The organism is Bacillus sp. 3G2 (assembly GCF_044324725.1).
GTDB classification, from domain to species: Bacteria; Bacillota; Bacilli; order Bacillales; family Bacillaceae_G; genus Bacillus_A; species Bacillus_A mobilis.
On sequence record NZ_CP172246.1, the window covers coordinates 191,474 to 209,913 of the forward strand.

General features: G+C 35.0%; 20 protein-coding genes and 1 riboswitch. Of the genes, 9 read left to right on the top strand and 11 right to left on the bottom strand.

Annotated features, from left to right (window positions below; translation table 11 throughout):
* Window positions 1-12: 12 nt before the first annotated feature.
* From ACHZK0_RS01100 to modA, 7 genes are all read right to left on the bottom strand, one after another.
* The gene (locus tag ACHZK0_RS01100) at window positions 13-1,653 is read right to left on the bottom strand and encodes a peptide ABC transporter substrate-binding protein (RefSeq protein ID WP_395761072.1); all 1,641 of its coding nucleotides are present in this window, start codon (window positions 1,651-1,653) and stop codon (window positions 13-15) included.
* Window positions 1,654-2,133: 480 nt separating this feature from the next.
* Window positions 2,134-3,774: a peptide ABC transporter substrate-binding protein gene (locus ACHZK0_RS01105; RefSeq protein WP_262741433.1), complete on the bottom strand. Its 1,641-nt coding sequence runs from the start codon at window positions 3,772-3,774 to the stop codon at window positions 2,134-2,136.
* A gap of 132 nt (window positions 3,775-3,906) precedes the next feature.
* Window positions 3,907-4,011: riboswitch (SAM riboswitch) on the bottom strand.
* A gap of 153 nt (window positions 4,012-4,164) precedes the next feature.
* Entirely contained in the window at window positions 4,165-4,998 is an 834-nt protein-coding gene (locus tag ACHZK0_RS01110) for an aldo/keto reductase (protein WP_270343628.1), read from the bottom strand.
* 1 nt (window position 4,999) lies between these two features.
* On the bottom strand, window positions 5,000-5,803 hold the full coding sequence (gene proC, locus ACHZK0_RS01115) for a pyrroline-5-carboxylate reductase (RefSeq protein WP_262741431.1): 804 nt from the start codon (window positions 5,801-5,803) through the stop codon (window positions 5,000-5,002).
* A gap of 212 nt (window positions 5,804-6,015) precedes the next feature.
* Window positions 6,016-6,867 (bottom strand): GRP family sugar transporter, encoded by an 852-nt coding sequence (locus ACHZK0_RS01120; RefSeq protein ID WP_000353549.1) that lies wholly within the window; start codon window positions 6,865-6,867, stop codon window positions 6,016-6,018.
* A gap of 300 nt (window positions 6,868-7,167) precedes the next feature.
* The gene (gene modB / locus ACHZK0_RS01125) at window positions 7,168-7,842 is read right to left on the bottom strand and encodes a molybdate ABC transporter permease subunit (protein ID WP_000006670.1); all 675 of its coding nucleotides are present in this window, start codon (window positions 7,840-7,842) and stop codon (window positions 7,168-7,170) included.
* A 5-nt stretch (window positions 7,843-7,847) separates the two neighbouring features.
* On the bottom strand, window positions 7,848-8,654 hold the full coding sequence (modA, locus tag ACHZK0_RS01130; protein ID WP_270606371.1) for a molybdate ABC transporter substrate-binding protein: 807 nt from the start codon (window positions 8,652-8,654) through the stop codon (window positions 7,848-7,850).
* Between the two features lie 133 nt (window positions 8,655-8,787).
* Between modA and ACHZK0_RS01135 the strand changes: the two genes are divergently transcribed.
* A complete protein-coding gene (locus ACHZK0_RS01135; protein WP_262741429.1) occupies window positions 8,788-9,735 on the top strand; it encodes a helix-turn-helix transcriptional regulator in 948 nt (315 codons plus the stop codon).
* 216 nt (window positions 9,736-9,951) lie between these two features.
* Here ACHZK0_RS01135 and ACHZK0_RS01140 read toward each other — a convergent pair whose 3' ends face one another.
* On the bottom strand, window positions 9,952-10,053 hold the full coding sequence (locus ACHZK0_RS01140) for a DUF3948 family protein (protein ID WP_001060017.1): 102 nt from the start codon (window positions 10,051-10,053) through the stop codon (window positions 9,952-9,954).
* A gap of 255 nt (window positions 10,054-10,308) precedes the next feature.
* Complete coding sequence (locus ACHZK0_RS01145; protein WP_262741428.1) at window positions 10,309-11,175, bottom strand: LysR family transcriptional regulator; 867 nt, start codon at window positions 11,173-11,175, stop codon at window positions 10,309-10,311.
* Between the two features lie 127 nt (window positions 11,176-11,302).
* Between ACHZK0_RS01145 and ACHZK0_RS01150 the strand changes: the two genes are divergently transcribed.
* Together ACHZK0_RS01150 and ACHZK0_RS01155 are read left to right on the top strand one after the other, a co-directional pair.
* Complete coding sequence (locus tag ACHZK0_RS01150) at window positions 11,303-12,271, top strand: DMT family transporter (protein WP_262741427.1); 969 nt, start codon at window positions 11,303-11,305, stop codon at window positions 12,269-12,271.
* A 21-nt stretch (window positions 12,272-12,292) separates the two neighbouring features.
* Window positions 12,293-12,433, top strand: coding sequence for a YrzO family protein (locus ACHZK0_RS01155; protein ID WP_061677922.1), 141 nt, complete (start codon window positions 12,293-12,295; stop codon window positions 12,431-12,433).
* Between the two features lie 60 nt (window positions 12,434-12,493).
* On the opposite strand, the gene ACHZK0_RS01160 is transcribed toward ACHZK0_RS01155, so the two are convergent.
* A complete protein-coding gene (locus ACHZK0_RS01160; RefSeq protein ID WP_001060007.1) occupies window positions 12,494-12,589 on the bottom strand; it encodes a DUF3948 family protein in 96 nt (31 codons plus the stop codon).
* A 336-nt stretch (window positions 12,590-12,925) separates the two neighbouring features.
* Here ACHZK0_RS01160 and ACHZK0_RS01165 point away from each other — a divergent pair, with 336 nt between their 5' ends.
* The gene (locus tag ACHZK0_RS01165) at window positions 12,926-13,531 is read left to right on the top strand and encodes a lysophospholipid acyltransferase family protein (protein WP_000277789.1); all 606 of its coding nucleotides are present in this window, start codon (window positions 12,926-12,928) and stop codon (window positions 13,529-13,531) included.
* A gap of 73 nt (window positions 13,532-13,604) precedes the next feature.
* Here ACHZK0_RS01165 and ACHZK0_RS01170 read toward each other — a convergent pair whose 3' ends face one another.
* Window positions 13,605-13,700 (bottom strand): DUF3948 family protein, encoded by a 96-nt coding sequence (locus ACHZK0_RS01170; RefSeq protein WP_070127837.1) that lies wholly within the window; start codon window positions 13,698-13,700, stop codon window positions 13,605-13,607.
* 304 nt (window positions 13,701-14,004) lie between these two features.
* On the opposite strand from ACHZK0_RS01170, the gene ACHZK0_RS01175 reads away from it, so the two are divergent.
* The 5 genes from ACHZK0_RS01175 to ACHZK0_RS01195 all read left to right on the top strand — a co-directional run bounded on the left by ACHZK0_RS01175 (window position 14,005) and on the right by ACHZK0_RS01195 (window position 18,416).
* Window positions 14,005-14,982: a LacI family DNA-binding transcriptional regulator gene (locus tag ACHZK0_RS01175; RefSeq protein WP_395761073.1), complete on the top strand. Its 978-nt coding sequence runs from the start codon at window positions 14,005-14,007 to the stop codon at window positions 14,980-14,982.
* Between the two features lie 147 nt (window positions 14,983-15,129).
* Window positions 15,130-15,459: a PH domain-containing protein gene (locus tag ACHZK0_RS01180; RefSeq protein WP_395761074.1), complete on the top strand. Its 330-nt coding sequence runs from the start codon at window positions 15,130-15,132 to the stop codon at window positions 15,457-15,459.
* A 117-nt stretch (window positions 15,460-15,576) separates the two neighbouring features.
* Window positions 15,577-16,413, top strand: a complete 837-nt coding sequence (locus tag ACHZK0_RS01185; protein ID WP_262741424.1) for a YitT family protein — start codon at window positions 15,577-15,579, stop codon at window positions 16,411-16,413.
* A gap of 138 nt (window positions 16,414-16,551) precedes the next feature.
* Window positions 16,552-16,908: a YxeA family protein gene (locus ACHZK0_RS01190; RefSeq protein ID WP_262741423.1), complete on the top strand. Its 357-nt coding sequence runs from the start codon at window positions 16,552-16,554 to the stop codon at window positions 16,906-16,908.
* Window positions 16,909-17,651: 743 nt separating this feature from the next.
* Complete coding sequence (locus tag ACHZK0_RS01195) at window positions 17,652-18,416, top strand: TatD family hydrolase (RefSeq protein ID WP_262741422.1); 765 nt, start codon at window positions 17,652-17,654, stop codon at window positions 18,414-18,416.
* The last annotated feature ends 24 nt before the right edge of the window (window positions 18,417-18,440 follow it).

The following is an 18,440-nucleotide window of genomic DNA, read 5'->3' on the forward strand; positions in this document are numbered from 1 at the left end:
TACTGTTACTTATTATTTTGCAACTTCTGTCCACTTGTAGTTAAATTCACCGCCGAAGTCAGTTGTTACAAGCCCTTTAATGAAAGAGCGTTGTAAGTAAGAACGACCTTGTTGGTATAAAGGAGCGACAGCGCCGTCTTGTAATAGGATTTTTTCAGCTTGCTTCATTGCTTCAAAGCGAGCTTTTTCATCACCAGCTAAATCTGTTTTCACTTTATGAATGAGCTCATCGTACTCTTTGTTAGAGTATTTATCGAAGTTATAAGCACTACCTGTTGTAAATAAATCTAAGAATGTAATTGGATCCGCGAAGTCAGGGCCCCAGCCATCAATACCGATTTCATAGTCACCACTTAATAGTAGTTTTAACTGTTGTTTACGTGGTTGTGGTTTTAATGTCACTGTTAATCCATCTAGATTCTTTTCTAGTTCACCTTTTAAATATTCACCAGTCTTTTTAGCTAAAGCATTATCACTTGTTAATAGTTCGATTGTTACTTTGTCAGTACCAAGTTCTTGTTTCGCTTTTTTCCAGTTTTCTTTCGCTGTTTTCACATCATCTTTGACTAGGTTTCCGTTTTCTTTACGGAAGTCGTTACCTTCTGGACTCTTTGCGAATTTCGCAGGAATCATTCCTTCAGCTGGAACAGCACCGTTGTTTAAAATTGTTTCTACGTATGCTTTTTTATTCATTGCTCCGTTAATAGCAAGGCGTGCATGTTGATTTTTTAATGTTTCATTTTTTTGATTGAGTCGTAAGAATTGAATGCCAACTTCAGCACGGTCTTTGAAGTTTGGATCGCCTTTATATTTATCAACAAACTCCGCAGTTAAAGCAACGCGATCAATTTGTCCTGAATCATATAAGTTAACTTCTGTAGACTTATCTTTAACGACATTGAAGTTGATTTCTTCTAATTTTACAGTTTTAGCATCCCAATAGTTAGGGTTTTTCTTCAATTGGAAGCTTTGCTCGTGTTTCCAGTTATCTAATGTGAAAGCACCGTTGTAAATTAAATGATTTGTTTCTAAACCATATTTATCTCCTTGAGATTTTAAGTACTCTTCGTTAATTGGTAAGAATGTTGAGAAGGTCGTTAAGCTTAAGAAGTAGGGAACAGGACGGTCTAGTTGTACTTCTAACGTTTTATCATCAAGAGCTTTGACCCCTAGTTGATCAATTGGCAATTGTTTCTGGCTTATTTGTTTCGCATTCTGTATATCGAAGAATAAGAACGCATATTCAGCTGCTGTATCAGGGTTTACGGCACGTTGCCAAGCGAAGACGAAGTCCTTTGCTGTAACAGGAGTACCGTTTGACCATTTTGAATCACGCAGGTGGAATGTATATTTTGTTTTATCCGGACTAACGTCAACCGACTCAGCAACACCAGGAATCGGTTTGTTATCTTCTCCCATTGCATATAAACCTTCAAAAACATTTCGCATTACGCTCATGGATTCCCCATCCGTTGCTTTTGCAACATCCATTGTTGGAATTTCTGAAGCGAATGATAAGTTAATTGCCTGTTTATCATTTGCTTTATCATTTGCTTTCGCTCCGCTTGCATGATCTTTATTTCCCCCACAAGCAGTTAGTAATAGACTTGCCCCTAAAACAGATGCAACAACAGGTACAACTTTTTTCTTCATTGTTCGTTCCTCCCTAAATGTGTTGTTCGTAACGTCGTAATGTCCACGTTTTGAAGTGTAGCTATAGAAGAAGAGAAAACCTATTACAGATATGTGTATGTAGGTAATCAGGTGTTCTATATGTATATACATGTTGAACTATAATCTATCGTTATATGTTTCAATGTAGTAGACGTTATATTTTGATGGTAAAATATTTCGTTTCTTTGATTATTTAGAATATTAACACTGGAAAGAACTATATGTCAATAATAAAAATAGATTGTTTATTTCTTAGAATAATATATTAAAAAAGCAGATTTCCTCGGATTAGGGAATCTGCTTTTCATATATTTTGCTAAAAAAACAATTGGTATGGGGGAGAAATTTCAAATAAAGTGGCCTTTTATTCCGCTATTTGCGGGCTACCGATAAAACTCCGATTGGTGCGGGTTAATAATTAGTGGGGATGAAGAAAACCCCACTAATTAAAGTTTCGCTTTATTTTTCAATTTTTGCCCATTTGAAGTTTAATTGACCTGCAAAGTCTACTTGCACAATTCCTTTTACATAAGAACGCTCTAAATAAGATTCGCCTTTTTGGTAAAGGGGAGCGATAACAGAGTCTTTAAATAATATTTTCTCGGATGCTAGTAATGCTTCCCAGCGAGCTTTTTCATCACTGGCTAAAGTTGTTTTTACTTTTGCTATTGTTTCATCAAACTCCTTATTAGAGTAATGATCTAAGTTGTAAGGGTTATTCGTTGTAAATAGCTCAAGGAATGTAATTGGATCCGCAAAGTCAGGGCTCCAGCCGTCAATTCCAATTTCGTAGTCACCTTTCAATAAAAGTGAAACTTGTTGTTTACGTGGTTGCGGCTTTATATTTACTGTTAAGCCATCTAAATTCTTTTCTAGTTGTCCTTTTAAGAATTCACCAGTTTTCTTTTCAAGGTCACCGTCACTTGTTAATAGCTCTAACGTTATTTTTTCAGATCCAAGTTCTTGTTTTGCCTTTTTCCATAATTCTTGAGCAGATTTTGTATCAACCTTTGTTAAATCGCCGTTTGCAGCACGGAAATCTGTTCCGTCAGGTCCTTTTGCAAAGTTTTTCGGCACGAGACTAGAGGTTGGTGTAGAGCCGTCATTTAATAACGTATTTACAAAGGATTTTCGATCAATTGTTTGATCGATTGCTTGGCGTGCAGAAACGTTTTGAAGTACTTTGTTTTGTTGATTCATACGTAAAAACTGTACTCCTACATTCGGACGCTCTTTAAAGTTAGCATCCTTTTTATATTTATCAACGAAGTCAGATGTTAGTTTGATACGGTCTAATTGTTTTGACTCGAATAAATTTACTTCTGTAGACTTTTCTTTTACGATGTTAAAGTTGATTTCTTCTAGTTTGACAGTATCTTTATCCCAATAGGTAGGATTTTTCTTGAATTTAAAGCTTTGCTCGTGCTTCCAATCGCTTAGTGTAAAAGCTCCGTTGTACAAAATTGTATTGTCTTCTAAAGCATATTTATCACCTTGTGTTTTAAAGAATTCCTCGTTAATTGGTAGAAATGTTGGGAACGCTGTTAAGCTTATAAAGTACGGAACAGGACGTTCTAATTCTACCTCAAACGTATGGTCATCAATTGCTTTTACACCAAGTTGATCGGCTGGAAGTTCTTTATTGTTAATTTTTGTTGCGTTTTTAATATCAAAGAATAGAAATGCATATTCAGAGGCTGTTGCTGGATCAACAGCTCTTTGCCAAGCAAAGACAAAGTCTTTCGCTGTAACAGGAGTGCCATTTGACCATTTTGAATCTCGTAAATGGAATGTGTATTTCGTTTTATCGCCACTTACTTCATGAGATTTTGCAACACCAGGGACAGGTTTGTTACCTTCACCAAGATTATACAAACCTTCAAATACGTTTCTCATTACTTGACCAGAATCAGTATCTGTAGCACGAGCTGTATCCATTGTTCGTATTTCAGTAGGTGAAGATAAGTTTAAAACCTGTTTACTAGGCGCCTCGTCTTTTGCATTTGCTCCGCTTGCTTCGTTTTTATAACTACCGCAACCAGTTAATAAAATACTTACTCCTACAACTGATGCAATACCGGGTACAAACTTCTTTTTCATTTGATTTTCCTCCTAAATAATTAAGTTTGGATGATGATGAGGGAAATGAAAAATAAAAAATCCCTCTTTTCGTATTGAGAAAGAGGGATTTTTACGTACAAGTTATGCACCCGTATATAAACGAAGTCCCTCATTCTATCTTTCAAGCATAAAGCTTGCAGGAAGTGGCACAGTATTCAAAGTGAACCTGTTGCCGAGGTTTCAAAGGGCCAGTCCCTCCACCTCTCTTGATACAATGAGTAAACGAATAAACTTTATTAATTTTTGTGTTTCTTTGATAATTCAAAATCTTACACCTTGGATAATGAAGTGTCAACCAAATGAAATATATTTTAAATTTTCAGTTTTCTTAGACTGAAAAAACCACTGCATATGGCAGTGGTTTTTCTATTAGAAGTTAAAGTTATCTGGATCTGGACCAACGCGACGATCTTCATTTAGAGCTTGAATTGCTTTCATGTCATCAGCACTTAATTCAAAATCGAATATATTTGCATTTTCAATAATGCGATGTTCTTTAATAGATTTAGGGATTGTTACAACTTCGTTTTGTAGATCCCAGCGTAAAATAATTTGTGCAGTTGATTTATTATATTTTGTTGCAATGTCTTGTAATGTAGGGTTGTCTAGCAGTTGGCCTTGCATTAATGGTGACCAAGCTTCAAGTTGGATGTTATGTTCTTTACAGAAAGTATGCAGCTCTTCTTGTGCTAAACGTGGGTGATATTCCACTTGGTTGACCATTGGCTTAATTTCAGCAATTTCAAATACGTCTTGTAAGTGGTGAATATGGAAATTACTCACACCGATAGCGCGAACACGGCCGTCTGTATAAAGCTTTTCTAATGCTTTCCATGATTCAGTATATTTCCCTTTTACAGGCCAATGTACTAAATATAAATCTAAATATTCTAGGCCTAATTTCTCTAATGTAGTTTCAAATGCTTGAATTGTTGTTTCATACCCTTGATCGCTATTCCACACTTTTGATGTAATAAATAATTCTTCACGTGAAACACCTGATTCACGGATCGCTTGTCCAACGCCTTCTTCGTTTTGATAAATTGCTGCAGTATCAATGCTGCGGTAGCCATTTTTAATTGCTGCTTTTACAGATTCAATTACTTCTGAACCATCTTCTACTTTAAAAACACCTAAACCGAACCAAGGCATTTTTACACCGTTATGTAATGTTGTATAGTCTTTTAAACTTGTTAAATTCATATTATTTCCCCCTAGCTTTTTTGTTTGTTGTTTCTACTGCTTTTTGAATTGCCTCTGAAAAATTATATTCATATAAAGCTTTGAGACCCTCAGCTGTGGAACCACCTGGTGTTGTTACTTGTTCACGGAGGTTAGCTGGATCTTGCGTTTGTTCAAGCATAGAAGCAGAGCCAGAAATCATTTGAATGACAAGGTGTTTGGCAGTTGATTCATCGACTCCATAACTTTTTGTTGCTTCAATTAAGCTTTCAGCAAAGTAATAAAGGAAAGCTGGTGCACTTCCAGTAACTGCAGTAAGCTGATGAACTTCCTCTTCAGTGCAAAGTTGCGAAGTACCAATGCCTCTTAAAAGCAGTTGCAGGGTTTCTTGATGCATCTCGTTTACTGATCGTCCCATTGTATATAAGGAGATAGACTTTCCAATTTCAGCAGCTGTGTTTGGCATAATCCAAGCAACAGGTATTCCCACGGGAAGTCTTTCTTCTAAATAAGATGGACCAATGCCAGCGGCTACCGTTACGACAAGTTGATTCGATAGTAACGGAGATAATTCTGCTAATAGTTCTTCATGTGCAGAAGGTGGCATTGCTAAAACAATCGTATCAACAGATGTAACATGCTGCTTCCAATCTGTTGCAGTAGACACATTATATCGCACTCGTAATTGTTCTAGCTTTTCTACGTTGCTTCGGTTAGAAACGATAATTTCTTCGATGTGTTCTTTGCTTGTTTTAAGTAATCCGGAAAATATAGCTTCTGCCATACGACCAGCACCAATAAATAGAATTCGATGTTTAGTTAGCATATCCTTTATTCCTTTCTAGTGGAGATATGTTATAAAAAACGATACCATTTTCAAGAGAATTTTGTAAAAAGAAAAGACTTATCGTGAAAAGGATGGAAATGGAGGGAGGAGGGTTAATACAAATAAGGTTATAAAAATTATTATACTTAAAAAATAGTTGTAATAAAAAATCCCTGAAGCATAATTGCTTCAGAGATTAATAGATTATAAGTTTATGCTTTTGTCATACCTAACAATACAGCGCCGCCGATAATTAAAACACTACCTAGTGCAATAAAAATCAATTGACGTTTTGTTTTCTTTTCACCTAAGAAGACGATCGCACCGAATGTTGAGATAACGATTCCAGTTTGAGATAATGGGAAGCTTGTTGCTACTCCGACACGTGGTAATGAAAGAAGTAAGAATAAGTTTCCAGTTCCCCATAGTAAACCAGATAAAGCATTACGAATTGCATATTTGTTAAATGGTTTATGTTTAGATGTCAGTACAACCGCACCAACAAACATACCGACCGCTTGTGGTAAAATAGCAGACCAACCATCGATATTATACCAACGAATAATAATTACATATACAAGGTAGCCGAAAGTAGAAACAATTAAAGTAAGAAGTCCCTTTTTCAATTGTCCTGGTGGCTGTGCATTTTCTTTGTCATCTAGTGATGTGAATACAACACCAACTACGATTAATAGGATTGCAATCGTTCCCAGAACAATCGTCGTTGTAGTAGTCCACTCACGGAAAGCGATAACCCCAAAGATAGAAGTTGCAACGAGTTGCATACCAGTAGAAATCGTTACAGTAGTTGAAACACCTAATTTTTCAACTGTTTTTAATTGGTTTACTTGTCCTAAAGCCCAGAATAAACCTGAAATAAAACCAACAATCAAGACTGTCATTGTTAAAGCTGGTTGAGTAAATACATACATAATTGTTGCGAAGAATAGAGCACCGATTGTCATACCTACCGTTTGGCTATATGCACCACCGCCCATTTTTACGCTTACTAATAAGATGTTTCCCCATGCAATTGCAGGAAGAAGCGCTAATAAAATGTCCATTACAAGACTCCCTTCGGTTTTCTATACCAATATAATTACATATCGTTCTAACGATCGGTAATGCCCCACTAATAGAGTAGAAGATTACCGATTGCTAAAACAGGATGAAGAATTCACGATATAAATGCGTTTTCATTTCTTCATTTTTTGAAACACCTCCATATAATAACAGGAAATTGCCTATTTTAGAAAGTGAATTCAAATAAAATGTATATTTTAATAAAAGGTAAAATTCAGTTATTTCCCGTTGGTATATTTTATTTCCTAAGAAATAAAGAAGCAGCTGCGACAGAAGCTGCTTTAAGAGTTGGTGATTCTTTTATTAATAAGCTGAATACATAGCAGAAATAGGAGTGACATACTAATAGTGATAACTACTAGTGTCCAAGCAAGTTGCATATTACTTGCATCAATCGCCATATAAATTGCAGTTGGGATAGTCTGTGTTTTACCAGGAATATTTCCGGCAAACATGAGTGTAGCACCAAATTCCCCTAGTGCACGAACAAAGCTCAAAATCATTCCGCTTAGTAAGGCGGGAAATGCAAGCGGAAGTGTAACGTGCAGAAAAACTTGATATTCACTTGCACCAAGATCACGAGCGCTTTCTTCAATTTGTACATTTGCGATAGAAAATCCTGTTTTTGCTGATTGGTACATAAGCGGAAATGCAACAACTGTAGAAGCGATGATAGCAGCAGTAGATGTGAACATAATAGACTGCTGAAATATTGATTCTATCCACGTTCCAATGGGACTATTATTTCCAAAAATGATAATGAGAAAAAAGCCGATTACAGTTGGCGGAAGTACCATTGGTAATAAGAAAATAGTTTCTAATATTACTTTATATCTCCATGAGGAGCGTGCTAGCGCTCGTCCGATTATCGTTCCTAAAATTGTAACGATAATGGTGGCGCATGCAGCTACTCGTAAAGATAGAAAGATTGGTGACAAAATAGCATCAAAGCTCATAGCAATTATGATAGGACTGTAAATCCATATTTCTTAAAGATAGATTGTGCATCTTTTGACTGCAAATACTCATAAAATGAGGTCGCCTCTTTCTTGTGCTTAGATTCTTTTATAACACCTAAAGGATAGTGAATTGGCTCATGAGAAGTCGCTGCTGCTGTCTCACCAATTTTTACTTTGTTTGAAATAAGAGCATCTGTTTTGTATACAATACCAGCATCGACATTACCTGTTTCTACATATGTTAACACTTGGCGAACATCTTTTGTAAATACGATTTTATTTTGAATATCATTCCATAGATTTTCATGTGTGAGAGAAGCCTTTGCATATTTTCCAGCAGGTACTGATTCAGGTGTACCAAGTGCGATCTTCTTAATTTTTTCATCTTTTAAATCTTGAATTTTTGTAAGAGAACTAACTTTTGGAACGACTAGAACGAGTTCATTTCCAAGAAGATTTTTCCCTTCTTTTTCATTAATAAATCCTTTTTTAACAAGAGTTTGGAATTTATCTTCGGCTGCTGAGAAGAATAAATCAGCAGGTGCACCTTGCTCAATTTGTTGTTGAAGTGCACCAGAAGCACCGAAGTTAAAAGAAAGTTTAATATTAGGTTCTTTTTCTTTATATTTTGTTTCAATTTCTTTTAGTGCATCTTGTAAGCTTGCAGCAGCTGATATAGTCAGTTCTACTGTTTTTCCTTCTTTAGCAGTTGATTTCTCTTTCTTTTCACCGCTTGTACATGCAGCACTAAATATAAGAAGAAAAGAAAGTATAAGTGCTCCGATGGATCGTAATGTAAACTTATTCATAAAAATTCCCCTTTCGTTTTGACATATTTAATTATAACTAAATATAACTAATTATAACTAGTTATAATTGAATATAATTTGAACGATGTAGTTGTTTTTAAAATATAGGAGAAATATTCTGTTCTTTGTTACAATGAAGGAAGAAAGTGAGGAATCGTCTATGGATCATCATTCCTACACAACGGAAGAAGTAGCGAAGCGATTAAAAGTATCAAAATTAACTGTATACGATCTAATTAAAAAAGGAGAACTGCCTTCTTATAGAATCGGTAGACAGATGCGCATTGATGCAACAGATTTAGAACAATATATAAAGCAAATGAAAACAGGGAAAATACAAGGTACTCCTGTAAAGAGCGAAGATAGTAGAGGCTTGGATACATGTATTATTAGCGGACAAGAACTAACGTTAGATATGTTGGCAAAACGTATAGAAAATCGCCTGCCAAGTTCAAATATATTAAGGGCATATCAAGGTAGTTTAACGAGTTTAATAAAAATGTATCAAGGAGAAGGAAGTATCGTTAGTCTTCATTTGTTTGATGGAGAAACGGGTACATATAATGTTCCTTACGTAAAACGTATTTTAGTTGGACAACCATGTACTATGATTAATTTATTAGCAAGGAACGTTGGGTTTTATGTGCAAAAGGGAAATCCTAAAAATATAAAAACATGGGCTGATTTATCTCAATCATCTATACGATTTGTAAATCGAGAAAAAGGTTCTGGTATTAGGGTGTTAGTCGATGAACAATTGCGCATTCAAAAGTTAAATAAAGAACGTATTAGTGGATATGAATGGGAAGAATCGAATCATCTTGGTGTTGCTACGCAAGTCGCGAATGGAAAAGCTGATGTAGGAGTAGGATCAGAAAAGTTTTCGCAAATTGTAAATGTAGATTTTATTCCAATCATGAAAGAACAGTATGATTTGGTGATTTTGAAGAATAAAGAAAATGAAGAGCTGATTGAAGTCGTGAAAGATATTCTGCAATCAGAAGAATTTCATAATGAATTAAAAGCAATTGGCGGATACGATATGACGAAAACAGGTCAAATTATATATGAAATAAAGTGAAACTTTAATCAGTGAGGGGGCTTCATCCCACACTGATTATCAGCCCTCACCAACCGGACTTTAATGGGCAGCCCGACCCCCACCTAACTTCTTTGCTTTCGCTGAATTTGGAGGTGGGGGTCTTACTGCCCATTAAAGCGGGATAAACTAAAAAGCAGCTTGTCTATAAGACGAGCTGCTTTTTCTATATATAAAGGGGTTTGGGGAAACAAAGTATTAAATAAGACCTTGAGCAAGTGTGTAAATGAAAGCTGTAAGAAGAGTAGCTCCACTTGCAAGTCCGATAAAGTCTGATTTGTTGAAAGTAATGTTGTTCATTATAATCTCTCCTTATTTGTTTAATGTAGTTGCAACGGCTTTTGCATCGACAAGTGCGGATAGCACCATGCCCATTGTATTTAAAAATTTGTTTGATTTCATTTTGTTCATCATGCGTATCCGCTCCTTTTCGAATTGTTGTTGCCCTGCTTTATGTCTTAATTATAGGGAATATGATCGCCTGCAACTATCGAATTAGCTTACGGAAGGCTTACACTTTTGTAAGAAAAAAAGACATTCGTGTAAGAATGTCTTTTAAAGCATATTGATATGATGATGCTCTTCAATTGTTTTTAAAAAGCTACGCATTGAATTCGTCATATAGCTATCTTTACGGCGTATGAAAACCGTTGAAATACTACCATATTTTTCAGGGATTGCATGACAATGTACCTTACCAGCTTTAGAAAGATGGTGGACAGCAGACTGTGGTACGAGTGTAATTCCAAGGCCGAGTGCAACACTGTTTAATATGGTCTCTAATATATTAAATTCCATAATTCTTTTTGGTAGCAAACCTTCATCTTTCAGCCATCGTTCTAGTTTGGAACGGTATCCACATCCTTGGTTAAAAACGAGGAGGGGTGTGGTTGTAAATTCTTCAATACGAAAAGCTTTATTTTGTGTTACAAGCATTAATTTCTCTGTACTAACATCATATTGTTCGATTAGTGGATGTTTAATTGGACCTGATATAAAGGCACCATCTAATTGATGATTAAGGACTTCTCTAATCAATTCTTCTGTTAGACCTGCTTGTAATGATAAGTCGACATTCGGATAGCGTTTATAGTAAGAAGATAAAATGGTAGGTAATGTACTTACTGTTTCGACTGTACCAATTTTTAATATACCGGAGGGTGTTTCACTATCTAAAAATACTTGTTTTAGCTCGTCAACATCTTGCAAAATTTTATGAACATAAACGAGCATTTTTCTTCCTTCGGCTGTTAAAGTCATACCTCGTTTATGACGATAAAAGAGCGGTGTTTTTAGTTCGTTTTCTAGTTGTTTAATACGTGCAGTTACATTTGATTGTACGTAGTTTAATTCCTTTGCTGCGCCGCTTACACTGCCTTGGTCGGCAACGCTTTGGAAGATTTGTAAGTCTCTTAATTCCATTTTATGCTCCTCCTTGATGTTAACTATCATTATAAGTGATAGTTAACATCATTTCGAATCATTTTACGTGATATATTTTTTCTTTTACAATTCTCTTTGTGCAAATAGAAAGAAGTGGGGGATTGTGGTGAAAAAAGGTCAAATGATAATAGGGGCTTTAGCGTGTTTAATTGCAAGTATGTCGTGGGGAGCAATGTTTCCGGTTGCTGATCATGCGCTAGAATACATAGATCCATTTTATTTTTCTCTTATTCGCTATGGAGCGGTGGCAATCGTACTGATTGTATTGTTGTTAGCGAAAGAAGGAAGGCAGGCATTTCGTTTAGAGGGAAGAGGAAAGTTACTCGTCTTTTTCGGGACGATGGCGTTTACTGTATATAATGTACTTATATTTTTAGGTCAAATGTTAATGGGGAAATCAGGTGTGATGGTAGCCTCCATTATGGAAGCACTTATGCCGATGATTTCTATTTGTATTCTATGGGGATATAAGCATGTAAAACCGAAAAAGTATATGATAACGAGTATGATTATCGCTTTTGTAGGAGCTATACTTGTTATTACAAAAGGTGATATGGGTTTCTTTTTAACCTTGAAAGATAACATGTTTTCACTAGCATGTATATTTGTTGGAGTTGTAGGCTGGGTTATTTATACGATGGGTGGTCAAACGTGTAGCGATTGGTCAACATTACGTTATTCTACGTTGACGTGTGTATTCGGTACGACTGTCACAGGGATTATAACTGTAATTATTACATCACTTGGATATGTATCGATTCCGAGTATGGGAACGATTTCTATCGTGAAATATGATTTATTGTTTATGATGACATTACCGGGAATCGTAGCGTTGCTCGCTTGGAATTATGGTGTGAAGATTTTATCATCTATTAATGGGATTTTATTTATTAACTTTGTACCGATTACGACTTTAATGATTATGATGATGCAAGGATACAAAATAACGATGTTTGATATTGTAGGAACTTTACTTGTTATTGCAGCACTTATTCGCAATAACGTTTGTCAGAGAAAAGAAGAAAATATAAATAAGAAGGTTTTACAAGAAGAGCAATTACGCCAAGCTGTTTAGTAGGCAATTGGAGGATTTCACATGTTAGAAAGTGTATTGTTTTTCTTTGCTGTCGGAGTTGCTTGTGAGCTTGCAGCGATTAACCGAAATGGTCGTAAGAAGATAAAACAACAAGCTGAAATGATACAGCTTTTAAAAGAGTTAAAAGAAAGAAACATTTAAAAAGACGACCGGGCATAGACGGTCGTCTTTTTCTATATAAAGGGGAAAGGGGACACAAAGTTATACAAGCGTAGCAGCGTAAATAAAAGCAGTAAGAAGAAGAGAGCCGCTAGCTAATCCTAAAAAATCTAATTTGTTAAAAGTGATATTGTTCATAATGAATTCTCCTTACTTGTTTAATGTAGAAGCAACAGCTTTTGCGTCGATTAGAGCGGAAAATACCATGCCCATTGTATTTAAAAAATTGTTCGTTTTCATCTTGTTCATCATATTGATCCGCTCCTTTTCGAATAGTTGTTGTTTCTTTCTGACTTAATTGTATGAAATATTGCAAGAAGTAACTATCGAATTAGCTTACAAGAAAATTACACTTTTGTAAGAATTGAAATTTAACAATTAATACTTATTTTTATTACCAACTCCTAAAACTTAGTGTTATAATCGTTGTAAGAGAATGATTATAATTCGGATGTTCAGAAAGGAACGAAACAAATGTATAAACCAATTACATTTTTGTTGAAATATATATTTAAAACAGCTGGAAAAGTAGAAGTGCAAGGAAGAGAAAAGTTACCAGAAGGCGGCCCGTATGTTGTGGCGTGTACACATACAAGTTTTATGGATGTATTAATGTTAGCTACAGGGATGTATCCGACCCAAATTCATTACATGGCGAAAAAAGAATTATTTGAAGGGAAGTTCAAAAATTGGTTCTTTAAAAATGTGAATGCATTCCCTGTAGATCGTGCAAATCCAGGACCGAGCACACTCAAAATTCCGTCACGCCTATTAAAGGAAGGAAAAGTAGTAGGGATCTTCCCAAGTGGAACGCGATCAACAGAAGACGTTTCATTAAAAGCTGGGGCTGTTACGATTGCGCTACGTTCTAATGTCCCGTTAGTACCGGCAGCTTATGTTGGTCCATCAAGTGTAAAAGAATTAATAAAGGGGAAAAAGGCGCAATTGATTTTTGGAGACCCAATTCAAATTGATGCTGAAGAACAAATAGATCGAAAAACAGCGATGAAAATGATGACAGATCAATTAAATGAGAAGTTTGAGGAGCTAAAGGAAACTTTGCAATCAAATCAAAAATAAGAAAAGACGACCGAGCATAGACGGTCGTCTTTTCTATTACTATTTATAATAAAGGGGAAAGGGGACACGAAATTTATATGAGCGTAGCGGCGTAAATGAAAGCAGTAAGAAGAACTGATCCGCTAGCTAGTCCTAAAAAATCTAATTTGTTAAAAGTGATATTGTTCATAATGAATTTTCCTTACTTGTTTAATGTAGAAGCAACAGCTTTAGCATCGATTAGAGCGGATAATACCATGCCCATTGTATTTAAAAAATTGTTTGATTTCACTTTGTTCATCATATGAATCCGCTCCTTTTCGAATAGTTGTTGTTTCCTTCTGACTTAATTGTATGAAATATTGCGGGGAGTCACTATCGAATTAGCTTACAGGAAAATTACACTTTTGTAAGAAAAACGAATGTAGGTGTAATGATGAGTAGATTTGACATATGTGCATGGAATTCATTAATTTAAAAGTAGAGGTGAGTGTATGGCTAATATTAAAGATATTGCAAAGATGGCGGGAGTTTCAGTTACGACTGTTTCGAGAGTATTGAATGATCATCCGTATGTAAGTGAAGAAAAAAGGAAAGCGGTTATAGAGATAGTTGAGAAATTGAATTACTCGCAAAACGCAAATGCTGTTCATTTATCAAAAGGGAAAACGAATATTGTTGGTGTGATTTTACCGTATATTAATCATCCATGCTTTGATGCGATGGTGGGCGGGATGATGGAGGTGGCGTTAGCTCATAATTACAGAGTGCTACTTTGCCAAACGAATTATAATAAAAAAGAAGAAATGAAAAGTTTACATATGTTAAAAACAAAACAATTGGATGGTCTTATTATTTGTTCTCGTGCAAACGATTGGGAAACGATAGAGCCGTATGCTTCCTATGGGGTAATTGTTGCTTGTGAAGATAATGATATTTCAAATATCTCAAGTGTATATACGAATCATTCGGCCGCTTTTCAATTAGGAATGGAGTATTTAATCGAGAAAGATTATAAAAAAATTGGTTATTGCACGGGAAGGAAATTAGGACCGAGTAGTCAAAAACGTTTTGATGTTTATAAACAGCAATTGCAATCTATAGATGAAGAAGTGAATGAAGAATGGATTTTCACAGAATGCTTTACATTAGAAGATGGTGTGAGAGTGGCTCATAAATTAAAGGAGATGCAGCATCTTCCTGAAGCGTTAATAGTAGCCGGAGATGAAGTTGCGATTGGGGTGATGACAGAAGCTGAAAAATTAGGTATTCAAGTTCCTAAAGATTTAGCGATTATTGGATTTGATAATCAACCTATTTCGCAAGTGTTACAACTTACAACCATTGATCAAAATTTAAAGGAAATAGGTAAAAAGGCCTTTGAAATGTTTTACAGGCAAATAAGTGATGAAAGTTCTAAACAAGAAAAGGTGGAGATTCCATACGAACTTGTGGAACGCTCTACTGTTTAGTTTTAATCCGTTATGTGTAAATTGCATAACGGATTATTTTTTTGAAATATCTTTGACAGGAAACGCGTTTCATACTTTATAAAGGAGTTAAACCGGTCTGTAATAATCCATGGATTCTTTTCAAAAATGGTATTTGGAGGGATATGCATGAATGAACTTTTATTGGGTATGAAAAAGTATATAGAGGATGATGAAAAGATTTTGGCTTTTGTAGTAGGGATATTTGAGAAGGATGATTTTGCACTATCGTATCAACATGGGATTTTTGCTGCTACTACTAGACGTCTCCTCTTTTACGGGAAATTTTCATACTATCCTGCAACAGTTAAAGATTATTCGTATTTGCATATAGATAGCATAGATTTTCGTCCGCGTTTCGAATGTACTTGTAATCATGAAACCATTCGAGCTAAGTATATTCATAAGGGGAATGTGGAGCGATTTGTCCGTACAGTTAGAGCAAATATGAATAATTAATCACCCCTCTGCTTAAACATAATATCTTGATCTTTAAGAGTGAAAATGCGCAATAAAAACAACTTCTAAACCTCTAGGAGATAGTGATACAATGTCAAATGGGGGGAGGTATGAACTATGGTTAATCAACGTATAAAGGAAATAACACTAATTACAATTGGTTCATTATTATTCGCAATTGGTATTAATTACTTTGCAATTCCAAACCGTTTATCAGAGGGTGGAATTATTGGTGTAACGGTTGTTACGTACTATTTATTTGATTGGTCGCCGGGGATTGTGAACTTTGCTATAAATGCAATTTTACTAGCTATCGGTTATAAATTTTTTGATAAGAAAACGATGGTTTATACAGTTTTAGGGATTGTAGAAACATCTTTGTTTTTATATGTTACGGAACATATTGAGTATCATGTAAATAGTGATACGTTATTAGCGGCTCTATTCGCTGGCTTATTTGTCGGTGTTGGATTAGGCTGTATGTTCAAAGCTGGAGGTACATCAGGAGGATCGGCAATCTTAGCGCAATTAGCAAATCAATATTTAGGGTGGAGCGTTGGTAAAGGCGTACTTATTATTGATATCGTTGTAATTGCTGGGTCTGTATTTATAATAGGACAAGAAAAAGCAATGTACACACTTGTTGCAGTATTCATTGGAGCGAAAGTGATTGATTTCATTGTAGAAGGAATGGATACAAAAACGGCTGTTACAATTATTTCGAATCAACCAGACTTAATACGTGAAACTATTACGAAAAACATGACACGCGGTGTCACTGTATTAGAAGGACGCGGTGGATATACTGGCAAAAATAAAGAAGTATTATATATTGTTATTAATAAACAAGAGCTTGTTAAGTTAAAGCAAGTTATTGGCCGAGTAGATGAAGATGCTTTCGTTGTTATTCATGATGTACGTGATGTACTTGGCGGTGGCTTTAAAGCGAGCTAAAAGGTGAACGAGTAAATTCGTTCACCTTTTTTAATTCTTACAAAAATGTAAGTGTAATGTAATGAGATTCAATAGTAGATTTTATTCCTTCTTTTTAAAATGGATGTATATATATCCTGCTGAGGAGGAATGTTTATTATGAAGAAAAAAATAATCACTACTATAATAGCGATGGTAGTGATAGTAATAATGTTACTGCCTACGAAACTTGGACCGGTTATCGATAAATATAATCCGCTTTATAAGACGAAAGAATACTATACGGTTGTGAATACAATTGGTCAGCCTATTGGTGATGAATGGTATGAATATGAATTTATTGCGTTTGACGAACGTGGAAAAGAACAAAAAATAAAGAAGACTGTTAAGCATATGTTAAAGAGAGATGAAGCATTAAAGGTGTATGCAAAAGGGCGCTATGGCGAGGCGATTGAAGAAATTGAAGCTGTAAATATTCCTATTAATGCGAAGAGTAAACTTTTAGCGATGAGATAGCGAATTATACCCCCACCTATTTTTTGTCGAAAATAAAAATACTAGGTAGGGGTATTTTTGGTGTATAAGAAGGCCTTAGTCCATATGGACTAAGGCCTTCTTCATTATATAAAGGGGAAGGGGGTACATTGTAGTAGCATGAGTGAAAGGTATAAGAAGAGTAGCTACTAGCAATGTAATTTGGTTATGTGAGTGTTCTTCTTATTTGGCTTACTTTCTAACTTTATTGTACGAGATGTAGCGAAGGGAAACTATCGAATTACATTACACATAGCTTACAAACATGTAAGCCTTCTGTAATGTAATTCGATGGTTAAAAGATAGTGAATTTTATATAGTGTAATTAGAAAGTCTCACTGTATTACTTTCTGTTTGTAATATGAATGAAGAATGAAAACCAACTACTTTTTAATAGCCCTCATCTGTATGTAGATGAGGCTCTTTTTATAAACCTTACAACATTGTAAGGTTTACGTAAGTTAATTCGATAGTAAGTTTGTCATATTTTTTGCATAATAGATACAAATAGATAAAAATAATTAGGGATATAGTAAGAAGGGAGAAAACTGGGATGCGTAAAGAAGAAGTAGTGAAGTTTCCAATTAAAGATTTCTGTAGCTACTTTACTGTTGCCGTAGTATGTATTGGATTATTTGATATCATAACAAACTTAATTGTTAAATAACATAGATGATAAAACAAGAAAGGAGATCCTTTCTTGTTTTTTTTATGGGGGAATAAAAATGAAATGGATTGATAGTCATATACATGTTGACCAATATAAGGATGAAGAAAAAAGTAGATTACTTAAAGATGTGGAACATAGTAAAGAGATAAAGGGGCTTATTGCAGTATCTATGAATTATCAATCATGTAAAGAAACTTTATCTTTAGCAAAGCGATATCCTTTTGTACATCCAGCAATAGGTTTTCATCCGGAGCAACCGATTCATAAAGAAGAATGTGAGCAAGTTTATAAATTAATTGAAGAGCATGTAGAGGACATAGTTGCGATTGGTGAAGTTGGCTTACCGTATTATTTAAGAAAAGAAGATGAGCACATTGCTGTCAATTCATATATATCAGTGTTACAACGGTTTGTTGAACTAGCTAGTAAATATGATTTACCAATTATATTGCATGCAGTGTATGAAAATGCTGATATTGTATGTGATTTATTGGAGAAATATAAAGTTTCACGTGCACATTTTCATTGGTTTAAAGGAAGTGAAACAACAATGAAACGGATGATGAGGAACGGTTATTATATTTCTATCACGCCAGATGTTTTACATAAGGAGAAAATTAGAAAAATTGTTTCGTATTATCCACTTGAATATATGATGGTAGAAACGGATGGACCGTGGGAATTTCAAGAGAATGTTATGACACATCCAAGAATGATTCGAGAGGTATTAAAGGAAATTAGTGTTATAAAAAACATATCTGTTGATAAGGTTGCGAAAATGATATATGAAAATACGATTCAATTTTACTTGAAAGGATAGGAGCGTTACTCTTATCCTTTTCTT